General features: G+C 38.0%; 14 protein-coding genes and 2 tRNA genes. 7 read left to right on the top strand and 9 right to left on the bottom strand.

Annotated features, from left to right (window positions below):
- Window positions 1-73 precede the first annotated feature (73 nt).
- Window positions 74-1,078: an App1 family protein gene (locus HX109_RS08125; protein WP_178950962.1), complete on the bottom strand. Its 1,005-nt coding sequence runs from the start codon at window positions 1,076-1,078 to the stop codon at window positions 74-76.
- A 114-nt stretch (window positions 1,079-1,192) separates the two neighbouring features.
- Here HX109_RS08125 and HX109_RS16320 point away from each other — a divergent pair, with 114 nt between their 5' ends.
- Together HX109_RS16320 and HX109_RS08120 are read left to right on the top strand one after the other, a co-directional pair.
- The gene (locus tag HX109_RS16320; protein ID WP_255462841.1) at window positions 1,193-1,321 is read left to right on the top strand and encodes a hypothetical protein; all 129 of its coding nucleotides are present in this window, start codon (window positions 1,193-1,195) and stop codon (window positions 1,319-1,321) included.
- Between the two features lie 36 nt (window positions 1,322-1,357).
- A complete protein-coding gene (locus tag HX109_RS08120) occupies window positions 1,358-2,629 on the top strand; it encodes a hypothetical protein (RefSeq protein ID WP_178950960.1) in 1,272 nt (423 codons plus the stop codon).
- 214 nt (window positions 2,630-2,843) lie between these two features.
- Here HX109_RS08120 and HX109_RS08115 read toward each other — a convergent pair.
- From HX109_RS08115 to mutS, 3 genes are all read right to left on the bottom strand, one after another.
- A tRNA-Leu gene (locus tag HX109_RS08115) sits at window positions 2,844-2,929 on the bottom strand.
- Between the two features lie 117 nt (window positions 2,930-3,046).
- Window positions 3,047-3,119 (bottom strand) — tRNA-Gly (locus HX109_RS08110).
- A 248-nt stretch (window positions 3,120-3,367) separates the two neighbouring features.
- Window positions 3,368-5,935 carry a DNA mismatch repair protein MutS gene (gene mutS, locus HX109_RS08105; protein WP_178950959.1) on the bottom strand — a complete coding sequence of 856 codons (2,568 nt, stop codon included), beginning with the start codon at window positions 5,933-5,935 and terminating at the stop codon, window positions 3,368-3,370.
- Window positions 5,936-6,235: 300 nt separating this feature from the next.
- Between mutS and HX109_RS08100 the strand changes: the two genes are divergently transcribed.
- Entirely contained in the window at window positions 6,236-6,781 is a 546-nt protein-coding gene (locus HX109_RS08100; protein WP_178950957.1) for an RNA methyltransferase, read from the top strand.
- Between the two features lie 220 nt (window positions 6,782-7,001).
- Here the strand turns inward: HX109_RS08100 and folK are convergent, their stop codons facing one another.
- From folK to HX109_RS08085, 3 genes are all read right to left on the bottom strand, one after another.
- Window positions 7,002-8,126, bottom strand: a complete 1,125-nt coding sequence (gene folK / locus HX109_RS08095) for a 2-amino-4-hydroxy-6-hydroxymethyldihydropteridine diphosphokinase (protein ID WP_178950955.1) — start codon at window positions 8,124-8,126, stop codon at window positions 7,002-7,004.
- A gap of 94 nt (window positions 8,127-8,220) precedes the next feature.
- On the bottom strand, window positions 8,221-12,603 hold the full coding sequence (dnaE, locus tag HX109_RS08090) for a DNA polymerase III subunit alpha (RefSeq protein ID WP_178950953.1): 4,383 nt from the start codon (window positions 12,601-12,603) through the stop codon (window positions 8,221-8,223).
- A gap of 174 nt (window positions 12,604-12,777) precedes the next feature.
- Window positions 12,778-13,227 carry a ferritin-like domain-containing protein gene (locus tag HX109_RS08085; RefSeq protein ID WP_178950951.1) on the bottom strand — a complete coding sequence of 150 codons (450 nt, stop codon included), beginning with the start codon at window positions 13,225-13,227 and terminating at the stop codon, window positions 12,778-12,780.
- A 265-nt stretch (window positions 13,228-13,492) separates the two neighbouring features.
- Here HX109_RS08085 and HX109_RS08080 point away from each other — a divergent pair, with 265 nt between their 5' ends.
- Window positions 13,493-13,924, top strand: coding sequence for a TerB family tellurite resistance protein (locus HX109_RS08080; protein ID WP_178950950.1), 432 nt, complete (start codon window positions 13,493-13,495; stop codon window positions 13,922-13,924).
- Between the two features lie 67 nt (window positions 13,925-13,991).
- Here HX109_RS08080 and fbp read toward each other — a convergent pair whose 3' ends face one another.
- The gene (fbp, locus tag HX109_RS08075) at window positions 13,992-14,999 is read right to left on the bottom strand and encodes a class 1 fructose-bisphosphatase (protein ID WP_178950948.1); all 1,008 of its coding nucleotides are present in this window, start codon (window positions 14,997-14,999) and stop codon (window positions 13,992-13,994) included.
- A gap of 114 nt (window positions 15,000-15,113) precedes the next feature.
- Between fbp and HX109_RS08070 the strand changes: the two genes are divergently transcribed.
- Genes HX109_RS08070 through HX109_RS08060 form a run of 3 tightly spaced genes read left to right on the top strand, consistent with a single transcriptional unit; the run spans window position 15,114 to window position 18,721 of the window.
- The gene (locus tag HX109_RS08070) at window positions 15,114-15,599 is read left to right on the top strand and encodes a GNAT family N-acetyltransferase (protein ID WP_178950946.1); all 486 of its coding nucleotides are present in this window, start codon (window positions 15,114-15,116) and stop codon (window positions 15,597-15,599) included.
- On the top strand, window positions 15,596-16,846 hold the full coding sequence (locus HX109_RS08065) for an aspartate kinase (protein ID WP_178950944.1): 1,251 nt from the start codon (window positions 15,596-15,598) through the stop codon (window positions 16,844-16,846). Before HX109_RS08070 ends, HX109_RS08065 begins: the two co-directional genes overlap by 4 nt.
- A 57-nt stretch (window positions 16,847-16,903) precedes the next feature.
- A complete protein-coding gene (locus HX109_RS08060; RefSeq protein WP_178950942.1) occupies window positions 16,904-18,721 on the top strand; it encodes a GNAT family N-acyltransferase in 1,818 nt (605 codons plus the stop codon).
- Window positions 18,722-18,747: 26 nt separating this feature from the next.
- Here HX109_RS08060 and HX109_RS08055 read toward each other — a convergent pair whose 3' ends face one another.
- Window positions 18,748-19,071 carry an ArsR/SmtB family transcription factor gene (locus HX109_RS08055; RefSeq protein WP_178950940.1) on the bottom strand — a complete coding sequence of 108 codons (324 nt, stop codon included), beginning with the start codon at window positions 19,069-19,071 and terminating at the stop codon, window positions 18,748-18,750.
- Window positions 19,072-19,140: the final 69 nt, after the last annotated feature.

Here is a 19,140-nt window from a genome sequence, read left to right as displayed (position 1 = left end):
GATTGCATTTAAAAATTCGTAAAAGCTCTTCACTAATGGATTTAGTGTTTTAATAGCACAAAAAAAGGCAGACCTATACAATCCACCCATTCATACGAGCATGTACTTCGGCTTCATCACTATCTGAAATGAGCAATACTTCAATATCACTATTTTTTTCGATAAGAGCTTTAACCTTTTTCATTTTATGTTTATTCCTAATTAACCGTATGTAAATCGCCTTTATTTGTGAAGGATATTTTCTGGCAATTTCTAAGTAAATATCGGGATCTAAATCTTGTGCATCTCCAATTAGGATAAAATGGAGTTTGGGATAAGTTTCTAAAATATGACTAATTTTCACAAATTTATTCCCTTCCAAAAAGGACTCCTTTTTTTTATTTTCAAGACCAATATCCCTCAGTAATAACGTCCCCCTGGGAAATTTAAATTTCTCGAGAAAAGAAATTAAATAATCATAAAGATTCCATGGGCTGTTGGATAAATAAAAGAAGGGATTATCTTTATAACCGGTAGAACCACCATGTAGAAGTGAGTATAACTCCTGAGCACCCTCCAAAGGTAGGCGTTCATCCACCGTTTTAAGAAAAGTATTTACAAGTACTTTCCATTTGAGAAAAGAACCAAGTCCGGTTTCAATAATAGTTTCATCAATATCACTTATTATTCCATACTCCGCAGTTGGTGCAGGCTTCATTATTTCGGTTGTTATACTAAACTTCACTTCTTCATTCTCGATCAATTCATAGGTAACCGGTATCCAAAGCGTTTTCATGTGCTTTAAATTCAACGAATGCGAGGTATCCAAGTATACATACCCTTCAGTATCAGAAATAAGTTCTTTTTCACCCTCTTGCCACCGCACCCTTACATGGGCATTCTTATACTCGTCTGTTTCAAAACGTTTAAATGAACGGAGCACCCTTCCCCCCACCGTATTTTCTGAAAATTCCTCAATTCCTTCATCTTCTAAAACCCGTGCTTGACCGTGAATCTCATCATCATTAGCATACCCCCCATAGGGCATTATAATTACAGGATCTGGATTATCAATTAGATGTGATATATATTTAAACAACCTTAAAATTTTGTGATAAATTTAAACAATGTTTTTTAAAACTTTAATAGATGTAACATATTATCAGGCCAAAAAAAATTGTAGATTAACATATCTAACCATAAATAAATAAAAATGAAAAATATAATTAAGGCAATTATCGCTGGATGGGGGGCAAAAAAAATCGGAGGTGGAAAATTTGGTTGTATTGGCACCATTTTAGTGTTTATACTGTTATTTTGGCTTTTGGGTTTTCTTTTCTAAGAAATTAAATTTTAAGGACTAAACCGAATTTAAAATATGACGAAAAGAATAATTCTCATTTTAACTGGATTGTTACTACTATCCCTTTTAGTAATTTATATTTCTGCATGGGAGACAGAAGAAAAATTTAGCACCTGTAAAATTACCGGCTTAAGTAATCTGGATACTGTAAATTTTAGAAACCATAAAGAAGTTGAACTAGCTGCCAGTACATTGTATCGAGGCAGTGATTTAAAAAAACTGATTCAAGGAAACCAATATCGGGATGCCTGGGCTACCCCCATAAAAGTGCCCATACTATTTTTGGATACTCTTAAAGGTAAATCCACTATTATAGAAGAAGGCGGTGGCAAACAAACGCATTCCTTAAAATTAGTGACTAAAGATGGGGTGATTATGACGCTTAGAAGTGTCACCAAAGATCCTGAGAAATTAGTTCCAGAAATCGCCGATCAATTGGGATTAGAAAACATAGTAATCGATGGAATTTCCGCTCAACATCCGTATGCTAGCTTAGTTGTAGCTGAATTATCTAATTATGCTAAAGTACTCCATACGCAACCACACCTTTATTTTGTTCCAAAACAAGAAAGTTTAGGTAGCTACAACAAAAAATATGGCAATCGATTATTTATGCTGGAATATGAAACTAAAGGCAAAAAAAATTGGAGCTCTATCAAAAATGTAAAAGAGATAATAGACACAGACGGTTTACAACGGCTTAAACTCAAATATGGAGAAAAACTAACTGTTGATCAACCTCTTTTGGTACGATCTAGGTTATTCGATATTTTAATTGGTGATTGGGACAGACATGCAAAACAATGGGGATGGATTGTTGAGGAAACTAATGATAACCTTATAGCGCATCCGCTACCAAGTGATCGCGATAATGCCTTCTTCCGCTTAGAAGGTATTGTACCAACCATAATTACCAGCAGCAATACTTTATCTGAAGTACAAACTTATAATGCCGATGTAGAGAGCATAGAAGGGTTAATTATGCCATTTGACCGTTACTTTTTAAAGGAAATTCCCTCTTCCGTATTTGCTGCACAAGCAGTATTTCTTCAGCAGCAGCTCACTGAAAAAGTTATTCGTAAATCTTTTAAGGTCTGGCCTGAATCCATTTATAATTTAGATGCTGAAAGAATTATAGAATATTTATTGTCGAGATTGAAAAATTTATCAACCTACGCAGAAGAGTTTAAGACCCAATTAGATAAGCAACCCAGACTTACTGAGCCATTAAAAGGTTCTGATGATAAATCATTACAAGGCTCCATAATGGAATGTTTTTCCTGTTAAAGATCTGAAATCCAAATATTAAAAGTCTTAAAACATATGTAAAAAATACTCTTTGAATAAAAATTGCCAGTCGTCTTTACCGAACTTTTATTTCATGCAGAAAGAAGACTCCCTGTTTTTTAAACATAGTTTTGTTTGACTCATTGCTATAGAATCCAAAGCTTGAAGAAAAACAAAAAACCCTTGAAAATCAAAAGATTAACAAGGGTTTAAGTACTCGAGGCGGGACTTGAACCCGCACGGACATTACTGCCCACTGGATTTTAAGTCCAGCGTGTCTACCAATTCCACCACTCGAGCGAAATATTATAAGAGCGTTTTGCTCACTGAGCGAAAAACGATCCCGAAGTATCGGGAGAATCCGCAACCTTCATAAAAGTAGGCGCAAAATTCATATGGAACGTTTTTACACATTAGAGCGAAAAACGGGATTCGAACCCGCGACCTCAACCTTGGCAAGGTTGCGCTCTACCAACTGAGCTATTTTCGCATAAGCTGAAAATAGATTTCAGAGTAAATAAAAATTAATTTTATTTAGCGCTCTACTCCTTCCCGAAGTTTCGGGATCGGAAAGCTACTTTCGCAATAATTTAAATATTTTAAAGAACTCTTGGTCTTCGCAACAGTAAGTATCTTTCTGATTGCGGATGCAAATTTAATACAATTCTATAAAAACCAAAGCTTTTTTTTAAAAAGAATTCGATTTAATTACCTAGCACTTCTTAAATCGCTAACATTCTACTTCTTAACCAACATTCTTTTTATTTCGTTTAGCTTCATTAGGGCTTCTACAGGCGTTAGGGTGTCTATATCGGTATGTAAGATCTCTTCTTTTATATTCTCCAATAAAGGGTCGTCCAGGTTAAAGAAACTCAACTGCATTTCATTTTGACTTGCCTTTAAATTATCGGTAAGTTCTTCGCTGCTATGCGATTTTTCAAGCTTCTTCAATATTTTATTTGCCCGATGAATTACTTGTTGGGGCATTCCCGCCATTTTTGCGACATGAATACCGAAACTGTGCTCACTACCACCAGGTATCAACTTTCTAAGAAAGAGTACGTTGTTTTTCAACTCTTTTACAGAAACATTGAAGTTTTTAATTCTACTAAAGGTTTCCGTCATCTCATTAAGCTCATGGTAATGTGTGGCAAAGAGTGTTTTCGCCTTTCCCGGATGTTCGTGGATGTACTCCGCAATGGCCCACGCTATAGAAATCCCATCGTAGGTACTGGTTCCCCTACCAATTTCATCTAGAAGGATTAAACTACGCTCTGACACATTGTTCAATATGGAAGCTGTTTCATTCATTTCCACCATAAATGTAGATTCCCCGAGGGATATATTATCACTCGCCCCTACCCTCGTAAATATTTTATCTACAATACCGATTCGAGCCTTTTCCGCAGGAACAAAACTTCCCATTTGCGCCAAAAGCACAATTAAAGCGGTTTGCCGGAGAATGGCGGATTTACCGCTCATATTGGGTCCTGTAATCATTATTATTTGTTGTTCATCCCTATTTAAAGTAGTGTTATTGGCAATGTAGACTTCTCCTGGTGGTGATTGCTTTTCTATCACCGGATGCCTTCCGTTTTCTATCTCCAAGTCGAAAGAATCGTCCATATCGGGCAATACATAATTATTTTCCGTAGCCAATTGAACAAACCCGCACAAACAATCTAATTGCGCAATTAATCCCGCATTGGTTTGCACTGCTTGAATGTAGGAATGCATCCAGGTTACCAGTTGGGTGAATAATTGTTGTTCCAGAATGGCTATTTTCTCTTCCGCCCCCAGAATCTTTGCCTCATATTCTTTTAGTTCTTCGGTAATGTAACGCTCTGCATTTACCAAGGTTTGCTTACGAATCCATTCTTCTGGAACTTTGTCCTTATGCGTGTTTCGAACCTCTATATAGTATCCAAAAACGTTGTTGCTGGCTATTTTTAAGGAAGTTATCCCCGTATTCTTCATTTCCCGTTCCAGCATACTATCGAGGTAATCTTTCCCCGAAAAGGCCAAGTTTCTAAGCTCATCCAACTCTTTAGAAAAACCCGTAGCAATAGCATTTCCCTTGTTTATGTTTACAGGAGCTTCATCGTGCAGTGTTTTCGAGATGCGTTCGCGTAGCACATCGCAAGCATTTAAACGATCTCCAATTACTTTTAGGGCATCGTTTTTACTGCTTTCCGCAGTTTTTTTAATGGGTACAATAGCGTTTAGGGAATTTTTTAATAGCACCACTTCGCGCGGATTTATTTTTCCCGTAGCTACTTTGGAAATAAGGCGCTCTAAATCGCTGATCTGTTTTATCTGATTTCGAAATCCCTCCATAATCCCAGTGTTATTAGAAAGGTACTCTACAATCTCATGCCGTTGTTTTATTTTGTCTATATTTTTTAACGGAAGCGCCAGCCAACGTTTTAACAAACGCCCACCCATGGGAGAAATCGTTTTGTCGATTACATCGAGTAAGGTTACTGCGCTTGCTGAAGGTGCTTGGTATAATTCCAAATTTCGGATGGTAAAACGATCCATCCATACGTACTCCTCTTCGGCAATACGGTTAATGGCCGTAATATGCTGTAGTTTGTTGTGCTGCGTTTCCGAAAGATAATGCAAAGCAGCTCCCGAAGCTATAATTCCGTGCTGCAAATGGGCTATTCCAAATCCTTTAAGTGATTTGGTTTGAAAATGATTGTTTAAGGTTTCGTGGGTGTAATCCTCCTGAAAAACCCAATCTTCCATAAAAAAAGTATGAAATTCATTCCCGAAAGCAGCTTTAAAGTCAGTTTTAAACTTTTTGGAAATTAAAACTTCACTCGGACTAAAATTTTGAAGGAGCTTGGAAATATATTCCTCGTTTCCTTCGGCCGTTAAAAATTCACCAGTGGAAACATCCAAAAAAGAAATCCCATACTGCTTTTTGCTAAAATGGATGGCACATAAAAAGTTATTGGATTTTGCCGTAAGAATATCATCATTTAAGGCAACCCCAGGCGTAACCAACTCTGTTACCCCTCTTTTTACAATCGTTTTAGTTTGTTTAGGATCTTCCAATTGGTCGCAAATTGCTACCCGTTGCCCTGCTTTCACCAATTTTGGCAAATATGTATTTAAAGAATGGTGTGGAAAACCCGCCAACTCGGTTCTATCGCCACCATTATTTCTATGCGTAAGTACAATACCCAATATTTTAGCCGCATGCACAGCGTCTTCACCAAAAGTTTCATAAAAATCGCCCACCCGAAATAGCAGAAGTGCATCTGGATATTTCGCCTTAATGGCATTGTACTGCTTCATTAAAGGCGTGGTTTTTTTAGTCGTTTTTGCTGCCAAATCTCAAATATTAGGTTCTACAGCGAAATTATTATTTTTTATTCCCAATTACCATTTTTCATCCAATGTATTATGAACAACTTTTGTTGATTAGCTGTTTTTAGGAGCACTTTCTCCTGTTTATTTCAGTAAATGCTGTTGCCTTCCTTCGCCACTACACATTTTGTCATAACTTTGCCAAAATAGGGTAGTCGGCTCTGTAAGGGCTATTCACAATTGTTTTTTTGTACAGCTCAATTCCCTATTTTTGCAAAAAATAAGTGTATGCGGAAGCTAAAAAACAACGAACTCGAAAGACTGAATGTAGAAGAATTTAAAGAAGCGGAGAAAACACCTCTTATCATTGTTTTAGACAACATCAGAAGTTTAAACAACATAGGTTCGGTTTTTAGAACTGCTGATGCTTTTCTAATTGAAAAAATTTATTTGTGCGGTATTACGGCCACGCCACCACATAAAGACATCCATAAAACCGCTCTTGGAGCTACAGAAAGCGTAGCTTGGGAATATGTAGAAGACACTGTTTCTTTGGTGGAGAAACTTAAACAAGATGGCGTGGTTACCGTGGCTATTGAACAGGCGGAAAACGCGACGATGCTAAACGACTTTCAAATTGAATCAGGAAAAAAATATGCCGTTATTTTTGGCAATGAGGTAAAAGGAGTAAAGCAAAAGGTGGTTTCTTCCGTAGACAAAGTGATAGAAATTCCGCAATATGGCACCAAACATTCTTTAAATATTTCGGTAAGCACAGGAGTGGTTGTATGGGACTTATTTGCAAAACTTAAAACCCAATCTAAGCAAAATTAAATTCAACCAATTTCAGCTTAGAAGCCGTTATCCAACAGTTTTTCACCTTGAAATACTAAAAGAAATTGGATAAAAAAAGGGATTCGAAATTCGAATCCCGGAAGTTATATTTAAGTAAAGTTAGCTAGTTTCTATTTTAAAATCTTCTACGAATTAAGCAAACCTAAATTAAAAATCCAAAAAATAACTTAAAAAACTCCAAGAAATTTAGTCAGCTATCCTAAAAATCGTGTATTTTATCGATGATAAACTGATAATCGTTTTTATTCTGCAAGAAATCTAAATCGGAAACATCTATAACTAAGGGATGTACTTCTGGGTGCGTTTTAATAAAATCCAAGTAGCCTTCATTTAACCTTTCGAGATAATCTGGCGGGATACTTTGCTCGTAACTCCTACCCCGCTTTTTTATGTTTTGCAGTAACCGTTCGGTGTTTTGATACAGGTACACATAAACATCGGGTTTAATAACTTCCTTGTACATAAAATTGAAAACTTTTCTGTACAAAAGGAATTCATCTTCTTGCAAAGTAACCTTAGCAAAAATGAGCGATTTAAAGATATCGTAATCACTCACCATAAAATTTTTAAAAAGGTCTGGACGCGAAGTATCATCAGTAAATTGTTGGTACCGATCTGCCAAAAAAGACATTTCCAAAGGAAAAGCATAACGACTTCTATCTTCGTAAAATTTAGGAAGAAAAGGATTGTCTGCAAACCTTTCCAAAATCAGTTTTCCATTAAAATCTTCTGCTATTTTGTTGGCCAATGTGGTTTTTCCAGCACCGATATTGCCTTCAATGGCAATAAAATTAAACTTAGAAAAGTCTTTTTTTTCCAGTGAAATAATCAGATTTGTTTGTTCGAGTTCGCTTTCATCTTCACACACGTCCAGCAGTTCTATAATACTTTTCAGCAGCACTGGATGTACTTTTCCAGGAGCAATATCCGCCAAAGGCTGTAGCACAAACTTACGCTTTTGCAAGTGTGGATGTGGGATGAAAAGATCTGGTTCTTCCAATATTTCATCTTCATAAAATAAAATATCAAGATCTACTGTCCTCGGTGCGTAACCATTGGCTTCACTTCGCACCCTGCCCATGGATTTTTCAATCTGAAGCATACAATCCAACAGTTCTTGAGGCTGTAGCTCGGTATCTAAACCCACACAGATATTGTAAAAATCGGCTCCAGAAAATCCCCAGGCCGGGGTTTGGTAAATAGGTGAACAAGAAACCACTAAGCCCGCTTTTTCCTTGAGTTGCTGAACTGCTTGTTGAAGATTGTAAAATTTATCTCCAAGATTGCTCCCTATTGAGAGGTATGTGCGTTTGTAATGAATCATAAGAATCCGCAAAGTAACGAAAAGAAAAGCATTTTTAATTTAAAAGTGACCTGGACACTTTGCGCTCCCATGATGTTGTTTATAACTTGTTGCATCAATTTAGTTTGTAAACGACCTCTTGCTCTTTTAATTCACTTAACAATTCATTGGAAATATGTACTTTTTGTTTTCTACTGGGCATGGTTAACTTTATTTCATTTTCCATTTCGTACACTACAAAGTTCAAGATGTGATCCCCTTTATGCATGGAAATAACCTCCTTGAGGGAATCAATTCGTTCTTCCAGTAGCTCTTCCAACTTCAAATGTATCGTGAGTTTTCGCGCATATTTATCCATTACGTCCTGCAGTTGCTCCATGGAATTAAATTGAAGACGGGGATCCCCTTTTTTTCCCGTCTCCCGGTTGGTCCAACCTTCCCGCACAAACGCTTTGATATAGATAAAAGAATTGATCATTAAGAAGTGACGGAACTTTAAATATTCCTCACCAAACATTCTAAATTCATAGCTATCGGTATAATCTTCAACCGTAAAGAGCGCCCACCCCTTTCCATTTTTGGAAACTCGATGTTGCACATCGGAAATTACACCCGCAAACGAAACTTCGCGATTTACTAAAGCTTCTAAATTATTGAAAGCTCCCACATTTCCATTGCAAAATACTTCGATTTCGGTTTTAAAATCATCCAAAGGGTGACCAGAAATATAAATTCCCACTACTTCCTTCTCCCGCTTCAGTTTCTCCATAGTTCCCCAAGTATCACATGGTGGCACCTGTGGTTCTGGTATTTGCACATCACTGGCTTCGCCGAAAAGACTTACCTGTGCAGAGTTTTCATTTTCCTGAAATTTTGCACCATACTTAATGGCTTTTTCCAGAAAAGTGATCCCATCGCCCTCGTCATGAAAATATTGGGCACGATGCGTGTCGGTAAAAGAATCGAAACCTCCAGCCAAAGCTAAATTTTCGAACGCTTTTTTATTGGCAGCCCTTAAGTCGATGCGTTTGGCAAGATCGAAAACCGATTTGTACCTACCATCTTCCCTTCCAGAAACAATGGTTTCCACCGCACCACGGCCAACCCCTTTAATGGCACCCATTCCAAAACGGATCGCATTGTCTTTATTTACGGTGAATTTATAGTAAGACTCATTCACATCTGGCCCCAACACTTCAATCCCCATACGTTTACATTCCTCTAAAAAGAAGGTTACCTGCTTAATATCGTTCATATTATTAGACAGTACAGCCGCCATATATTCCGCAGGGTAATTTGCCTTTAAATAAGCTGTTTGGTAACCAATCCATGCATAGCAAGTGGAGTGGGACTTGTTAAAGGCGTAACTGGCAAATGCCTCCCAGTCTTTCCAAACCTTTTCTAGGGTTTCACGGGAGTGACCTTTCGCTTCCCCACCATCTAAAAACTTAGGCTTTAGTTGTTCCAGCAGGGCAAATATCTTTTTACCCATCGCTTTTCGTAAAACATCGGCTTCACCTTTGGTAAAACCAGCCAGTTTTTGCGACAGCAACATCACCTGCTCTTGGTAAACTGTAATTCCATAAGTTTCTTTGAGGTATTCTTCCATGGCATCGAGATCGTACTTAATCTCTTCTTCTCCGTGTTTTCTTTTAATAAAACTCGGAATGTACTCCAAAGGCCCAGGGCGGTAAAGGGCATTCATCGCAATAAGATCGGCAAAAACGGTGGGCTTCAGATCTTTCATGTGTTTCTGCATCCCAGCAGATTCATACTGAAATATCCCTACCGTTTCCCCACGCTGAAAAAGTTCGTAGGTTTTCTCATCGTCCAACGGAAATTCATCAGGATTTAAGTCAATCCCGTGTTTATATTTCACGAGCTTTACGGTATCCTTAATAAGGGTCAGCGTTTTTAACCCAAGAAAATCCATCTTTAACAGCCCCGCACTTTCCACAACCGAGTTATCGAACTGTGTTACATATAAATCAGAATCTTTAGCTACGGAAACCGGTACAAACTTGGTAATATCATCAGGGGTAATAATTACCCCACAAGCATGGATTCCCGTATTCCTTACAGAACCTTCTAAAACCCTGGCTTGATTTACTGTTAAAGCCTCCAGATCGTCTCCTTCAGCAATATTTTTAAGCTCATTTACCTTCTCCAGCTCTTCTGCCCTTAGACTGCTTTTTAATTTGGCATCATCCAAACCAAATATCTTGGCCAGCTTCATATTTGGAATTAGCTTGGCAATTCTATCGGCATCGTGCAAAGGCAAATCCAGTACTCGCGCCGTGTCTCGAATGGAGGATTTGGCGGCCATGGTACCATAGGTAATAATTTGTGCTACTTGGTTGGCACCATATTTTTCAATCACATACTCCATAACCCGGCTACGTCCTTCATCATCAAAATCAATATCGATATCGGGAAGGGACACACGGTCTGGATTCAAAAACCGCTCAAAAAGTAGGTCGTAGTGAATGGGATCTATATTGGTAATCCCCAAACAATAAGCAACTGCAGATCCCGCCGCTGATCCACGTCCCGGGCCAACAGAAACATCCATTTCCCGCGCCGCTGCTATAAAGTCCTGTACAATTAAAAAATATCCAGGATAACCAGTGTTTTCAATAACACTCAACTCAAAATCGAGTCGCTCCCTTATCTCATCAGTAATCTCAGGATATCTCTTTTTAGCACCTTCATAAGTGAGGTGATAGAGGTATATATTCTCTCCCCTTTTACCACCATCGTGCTTATCTTCTTCAACTTGAAACTCTTCTGGAATGGTAAACGCAGGTAATAAAACATCCCGGGCCAATTCAAAAGGCTCAATTTTATCTATAATTCCCTGTATGTTAAAAATAGCGTCTGGAAGATCTTTAAAAATAGCCTTCATTTCGTCGCTACTCTTAAAGTAATACTCTTGATTTGGCAAGCCATACCGATACCCGCGACCGCGACCTATAGGGGTGTCTTTTTTCTCCCCATCTTTTACGCATAATAAAATATCGTGCGCATTGGCATCTTCTTTCCCAATGTAATAAGTATTATTGGTAGCTACTAGCTGTACTTGGTGCTTATTTGCCAATTTCACCAAATCATCATTCACTCGGTTTTCATCCTCTTGGTCGTGGCGCATAATTTCCACGTACAAATCTTCCCCAAATTGTTCTTTCCACCACAACAAGGATTCTTCGGCCTGTACTTCACCAACATTTAACAATTTACTGGGCACTTCCCCATATAAATTCCCCGTAAGCACAATAATGTCTTCTTTGTATTGTTCCACTACTTTTTTATCAATCCGCGGAACGTAATAAAATCCCTTCGTATAGGCTATAGAAGACATTTTAGCCAAATTATGGTACCCTTTTTTATTTTTGGCGAGCATCACAATTTGGTAACCATTGTCTTTAACTGACTTATCCAAGTGATTTTCACAGACGTTCAGCGTACAACCAACGATGGGTTTAATCAGTTTTTCCGTTGGTTCTTCGCCATTGGCTAGCGCTTCGTCAATTTTAGCCTGGACTGCTTTGTTGTGGTTTCCTACTTCTTTTACAAAATGAAAAGCCCCCATCATATTCGCCATATCGGTAAGCGCTACAGCTGGCATGTTCGCTTTTGCCGTTGCCGCTACTAGATCGGGAATGCTCGATGTGGCCTGTAAAATGGAGAACTGCGAATAGTTGTGCAGGTGTGCAAACTCAACCTCAGCAAGTTCTTTGATATTTTGATGAAGCTCTTCTTTGGATATTTCTTCGGAAGGCGCCTCCTTAGCCAGTTGTTTCCTTATTTCTTCGGAAGCTTTTTTAAGATTGATGTGTTTTAAACCAATCAGCTCAATTGGCTGCGGATTGGCTTCAGAGAAATTCCTGAAGTATTCTGGAGAGACATCCAATTCTTCCGCAGTAAAAACTTCTTTACGGATTAATTCCAAAAAGCAGCGTGTTGTCGCCTCAACATCGGCCGTGGCATTGTGGGCTTCTGCAAAAGGTTCATTAAATAAAAACTCATGAAGCTCGGTTAAAGTGGGGAGCTTAAATTTTCCACCACGCCCTCCCGGGATTTTACAAAGCTCTGCAGTAGTTTCGGTGCAGGTGTCCAATACTGGTAAATCTACCAAGCTGCTCTCCATGCCATCGCGATGGAATTCGGCACCCATAATATTTACATCGAAACCAACGTTTTGCCCCACCACAAACTTGGTTTTATTTAAGGCAATATTAAATTTCTCCAATACCTCTTGGAGTGGATACCCTTTTTCTAGCGCTAATTCGGTGGAAATACCGTGAATTTTCTCGGCATCGAAAGGGATATTAAAGCCTTCTGGTTTAATGAGATAATCTTGATGTTCTATAACATTCCCCATTTCGTCGTGCAACTGCCATGCAATTTGAATGGCTCTTGGCCAGTTGTCGACATCGGTAATGGGGGCATCCCAACGTTTTGGTAAACCGGTGGTTTCTGTATCAAAAATTAGGTACATAAAAAAGCTATCTCTTTTAAATTGAAGTGAATAGCAAAACAGCTGCTATGTTTCAAAATTAACGATATTTTTTAGAGCATCGAGAAGAAGTTTTTAGGAGTTATTAACGGCCATTAAAAAAAGGTTGTCCCAAACTGGAACAACCTTTTCTACTTTTTCATAGCACTTTAAAACTTAGTCTACAATACTTTCGTAACGCTTGGCATTATTTACCGAATTTTGTATTGCATTACGCTGTCTTGTTAACATAGCGTTTGTAGATTGTGGCAAAGAAGTTTCCGAAAGCACTTCATTATAATCTTCTAAACTTGCTTTCTCCCCACGTTGAACCTCTTCCAATATAGATTCTTCATCGTTCGTGGATAATGCCGATTTTATATTCATCCAAGTTCTATGGGCATCTCCGGTAATACTTCCCGAATCTACCGGCTTCTCTCCAAAAGAGATAATTTCCCTTTTTAATTCCTCTGCAAAATTTTCACGCTCTGCAGCTTTGCTCTTAAAATAAGTTTTAAGATTGGTGCTGTCCACATTATCTGCTGAGTTTAAAAACCCTTTGTGGGCATCGTAATTCTTTTCTAATAATTCATTTATTTTTTTGGCAACATCTTCTGTATAGCTCATAATATTATTTTTTAATGGTTCATAATCTTATACTTAAGATAACACATAAACCACCTAAAACCAAGATAATGAGAGCATTTGGGTTACTTTTAACGCTTATTCTTAAAGTATTTATAATGTAAAGAAACCTTAAAACCCAAAGTAAAAAAGACTCATTTTCATTACTCAACTTCAAGAGTAAGTGAGTTTAAAAAAAGAGGCTTTTTTAAGGGAATAAATTAAGGGTTTAATTATCTTTGTACCCACATTATAAAAATCAATATTGATGTCAATTTCAGATTTATATTCTTCAGGATTTAGGGAAAGAAATCGCGATCATTTTGCAGCCATTGTAAGAGTTGCATTGTCGGATGGCGAATTAAGCCCAGAAGAAAAAGCATTTTTAGACCGTTTGGCTCACCATTTGGATATTTCTCCAGAGCTTTACGATAGTATTTTGGAAAATCCTTCTGCATTCCCAGTAAATCCTCCTTCTTTATACGAGGCTCGCTTGGAAAGGCTATACGATATTGCCCGAATGATTTATGCTGACCATATAGAAGACGATGATGAAATGCGTATTATGAGACGTTTATCTATTGGTTTGGGTTTCAACCCTGCCAACGTAGACCTTATCAACAAGAAAGCGATGGATCTTATCCACATGCACGTGGATCTAGAAACTTTTATTGAAGAAATAAAATACATGAATAGGTAAATTAAACTATTCTAAGATATAAAAAGAGCTGCTTCTTTATTAAAGCAGCTCTTTTATGTTATAAGGCTTACTCGTAAGTTTTCATAAACTCTTCTGCCTTCTCAACCATGTTTTTGCTCCCGCAGAAAAAAGGCACTCTTTGATGAAGTTCCTCCGGCTGAATATCTAAAATAGGCTGAAAACCATCACTGGCCTTTCCTCCTGCCTGTTCTGCTAAAAATGCTATAGGATTACATTCGTAGAGCAACCTTAATTTTCCATTGGCCGCCTTGCTGCTGGTAGGATATAAAAAGATTCCTCCTTTAATCATATTCCTATGAAAATCAGAAACCAGCGAACCTATATAACGTGACGTATAAGGTCTATCGTCTTCTTCCATTTGGCAATATTTAATGTATTTTTTAACCCCTTCAGGAAAATGCACATAGTTACCTTCATTCACGGAATAAATACGTCCGTTCTCCGGATATTGCATGTCGGGATGAGATAAATAGAAGGTACCAATAGCCGGATTCAAAGTAAAGCCATTAACCCCATGCCCAGTGGTATAAACCAACATGGTCGATGTTCCATAAACCACATAACCTGCCGCTACCTGTTTGCGCCCCGGTTGCAGAAAATCTTCAATCGTTACGGGTGTACCTATGGGAGTTACCCGCCTGTAAATAGAAAAAATGGATCCTACGGAAACATTCACATCTATATTGCTCGAACCGTCCAGGGGATCGAAAAGTACTACATATTTGTTTTGGTGATTATTGTCGTGACTATTAATTACCACAAAATCGTCTTCCTCCTCTGAAGCAATTCCGCAGACAATTTCACGATTGGTAAGGGATTGTATAAATTTCTCGTTGGCCAGCACATCTAGCTTTTGCTGATCTTCCCCTTGGGCGTTAATATCGCCGCTAGCCCCTAAAATATCGACTAAACCAGCCTTATTTACTTCGTGATTCACCACTTTAGAAGCAAGCCGAATGGCATTAATTAATTTAGAAAGCTCTCCGGTGGAATAAGGAAAAGCTTTCTGATTTTCAATAATAAACTCACCTAAGGTTTTGTTTTTCTTGGTCATGATGGTTTTTTGTGTTTTTACGCTCACAAATATCAGCATTTTTGTGAAACTACAACGTTTTCGTTAAATTTCATTTTTAAATATTTATAACTTCAAGTTATATTTGTAACAGATATGGAGCATACAATTAGAAGAGCCGAAAAAGAAGATATGGGTCAAGTTTTGGAGTTAATTCAAGAGCTTGCCGATTTTGAAAAAGAACCCGATGCGGTAGAAGTAACTGCGGAAGACCTAATTAGAGATGGTTTTGGAGAAAATCCATTATTTAAATGTTACGTCGCAGAAGTGAACAACCGTATTGAAGGAATGGCGTTGTTTTATAACAGGTATTCCACATGGAAGGGTAAAACCATACACCTGGAAGATTTAGTAGTAAGAAAAAGTTCGAGAGGTACTGGTTTAGGTAGCGCGCTGTTTGCAGAGGTTATTAAACATGGCCACATGGAAGGTGTAAAAAGAATTGAATGGGTAGTGCTCGATTGGAACACCCCGGCAGTTAACTTTTATAAAAAGAATGGTGCCAACATATTAAGCGATTGGGATACTGTACAATTGAACGAAGAAGGAATTAAGAATTTTATAGCAAATAATAATTCATGAGAATTTTTAAGTTTGGAGGAGCATCTGTAAAAGATGCCGATGGAATAAAAAATGTAGTTAACGTTTTACAAACTGTAGGGCATGAAAATACCTTATTGGTAGTTTCTGCCATGGGAAAAACCACCAACGCCATGGAAGTGGTTGTAAAAAACTATTTTGAAGACAAAGCGGCTTTAAATGCTTCTTTTGAAGAAATTATAAGCTACCATCATAACATTTTACTGGATCTTTTTAAGAACGAGCAACATCCAGTTTATGCGAAAGTAAAAGGACTCATAGAGCAGGTAAAAGGTTTTCTGGCCTGGAATAAATCCCCTAAATACAGTTTTGTTTACGATCAAGTTGTTGGTTATGGTGAGCTTATTTCCACCACTATTCTAAGCGCTTATTTCGAAGAAGTAGGCATTAAAAACAAGTGGCTCGATGTACGGGACTATATAAAAACGGATGATAGTTATCGTGAAGGAAGTGTGAACTGGGAGGATACTCAAAAAAATATTACCGAAAACATAGATAAGGGTTCACTTAATATTACCCAAGGGTTTTTAGGGAGCGACGACAATAATTTTACCACCACCCTTGGTCGGGAGGGATCTGATTATACTGCCGCCATTTTCGCCTATTGCCTTAATGCAGACTCGGTAACCATTTGGAAAGACGTTCCCGGAGTTTTAAATGCCGATCCCCGGTATTTCGAAAATGCAGAACTCTTAAACCGTATTTCTTATCGGGAGGCCATCGAGTTGGCTTTTTATGGAGCTTCGGTAATTCACCCGAAAACACTTCAACCATTGCAGCGCAAGGAAATTCCCCTTTATGTAAAATCGTTTATAAACCCTAAGGAAGATGGCACAGCTGTTATGAAGGGTAAAGGGATAACTCCAAACGTACCCTGCTTTATCGTTAAGAAGAACCAAATCCTTATGAAACTCTCTTCTTTGGACTTTTCTTTCATTGTGGAGGAAAACATCAGTGAGATTTTTAAGCTATTTGCCGATAATAGAATGAAAGTTGATCTCATTCAAAATTCAGCAATTAGTTTTTCAGTGTGTGTTGACAATAAATTTAACAAGCTGGACGACCTTTTAAACTTGCTAAAATCTAAATTTAAAGTAACCCATTACGAAGATGTATCCCTCTATACCATAAGACATTTTAATGAAAAAGCAATCGCTTCACTACAAAATGGAAGAGAGGTTCTGTTGGAACAACGAACCCAAGAAACTGTACAACTAGTGGTGAAATAAACCTAGAGCTTACTTTCTTTTTCTATATTTGTATAGATCAGACCAATTTAATTTTCAATGGGATTAGTTACTGCAAAAGAAGTTGCTCAAGTAATTAAGACAGATAAATATGGGTTTTTAGGAACCTTTAGCGGTTGGCTACTTATGAAAGTACTCAACATATCTGCACTTAATAGAATTTATAACAAACATAAGGACAAAAAAGATCTAGACTTTCTAAACGCTATTTTAGATGAAGTAGAGATAAATTTTGAGATCCCTACGGAAGATTTAAAGAGGCTCCCAAAAGACGGAGCTTACATTACCATTTCCAACCATCCATTGGGTGGCATAGACGGTATATTATTGCTAAAACTTCTTTTGGAACAGCGGCCAGATTATAAGATCATAGCAAATTTCTTGCTGCATCGTATTGAGGCTTTGGTGCCTTATACCATGCCTGTAAATCCTTTTGAAGACCATAAAGACGCCAAAAGCAGTATTGCCGGATTTAAGCAATCGTTACAACATTTACGGGACGGACACCCACTGGGTATTTTCCCCGCTGGGGAAGTTTCTACATATCGGGATGGTCAACTTATTGTAGATAAGCCATGGGAAGAAGCGGCTATGAAACTTATAAAAAAAGCTGAAGTTCCTGTAGTGCCCATTTATTTTCATGCCAAAAACAGCAAGCTTTTTTATCGCTTATCTAAAATTAGCGATACTCTACGCACCGCAAAATTACCCTCGGAATTACTTACACAAAGAAACCGTGTCATCCGGGTTCGTATAGGCAGGCCAATAAGCGTTCAAGCACAACAAGAACACGAAAGTTTAGAGGATTTTACAGAATTTTTGCGTCGGAAAACATACATGCTTTCCAATGTTTTCGAAAAAGGGCGTTTATTCGATAAAGTGCCTACCAGCTTTAAATTTCCACGCTCCCCTAAAGAAATTATCACACCCGTTAGCAAAGAATTAATGGATCGGGAGGTTTCAGAATTAAGGGAGCAGGATCTACGTCTACTCGAGAGCAAAAACTACGAGGTTTTCTTGGCGAAAGCCAAAAAAATGCCCTACATACTTCGGGAAATAGGAAGGTTAAGGGAAATTACCTTCCGCGAGGTTGGGGAAGGTACTAACCAAGCCATTGATATCGATGAGTTTGATGAGTACTACCACCATTTATTTCTATGGGACAATGAGGCCAAAGCTATTGTTGGTGCCTATAGAATGGGAATGGGTGCCGATATTTTCAAAACAAAGGGAATTGACGGTTTTTATATGCAAGACCTCTTTAAGTTTGAGCCCGAACTCTATAAAATGATGAGTGAATCCATAGAAATGGGACGTGCATTTATTGTAAGCGATTATCAACAAAAGCCAATGCCCCTATTTTTACTATGGAAAGGGATTGTACACACGACCCTGAGGAGACCAGAACATAAATATTTAATTGGTGGCGTGAGTATTAGTAACCAGTTTTCCAACTTCTCCAAATCACTCATGATTGAATTTATGAAATCTCACTATTGGGACCCTTACGTAGCCCAATATATAAGTCCGAAAAAAGAGTTTAAGGTTAAATTGAAGGACGCCGATAAGGAATTTGTTTTTGATGAAACTGAAGCCGACCTCAACAAGTTCGACCGTATGATCGATGAGGTGGAACCTGGGAATTTGAGACTGCCAGTACTTATAAAAAAATACATTAAGCAAAATGCCAAAGTAGTAGCTTTTAATGTAGATCCACTTTTTAATAACTCTGTGGACGGACTCATGTACATCAAAATTGCAGATTTACCTGAAAGTACGGTGAAACCAGTTATGGAAGAATTCCAAGCCGAGCTGGAACGGAAACTTATGGAAGATCAAAACGAGAAAGCAGAATAATTGTTGCCGTAAAATAGAAGTACTACTTACAGGGCTCCCTGTTGGGTTTCATTAAAAAAGGAACCTACCGATTGTTTCACTTCGTACAGCTTATCGATATTAATGTTGTAACAAGTCTTTTTCCCCCTATGGGTCCCCGAAATGAGATCTACTTTCTTTAGTTCCACCAAATGCTGGGAAATAGTGGCTTGTGCCAAATCAATATCCTGAACCATATCGTTGCAAATACAGTTTGGATGACTACTTATATATTGAAGTATGGCAATTCTCGCCGGATGGCCCAAGGCCTTAAAGGTCTTGGATAATTGATTTTGTTCTAAAGTATGCGCAAGTATTTTAGTAAACCCCATAATATTCTTTTTTATAGCAACAGTAGGGAAATGGGGTAATTCAAGAAAAGTATTTAGGAAGCTACGATA

Origin of the sequence: Galbibacter sp. BG1 (assembly GCF_013391805.1) — a bacterium.
GTDB lineage: Bacteria > Bacteroidota > Bacteroidia > Flavobacteriales > Flavobacteriaceae > Galbibacter.
This window is presented reverse-complemented; position numbering and strand designations above follow the sequence as displayed.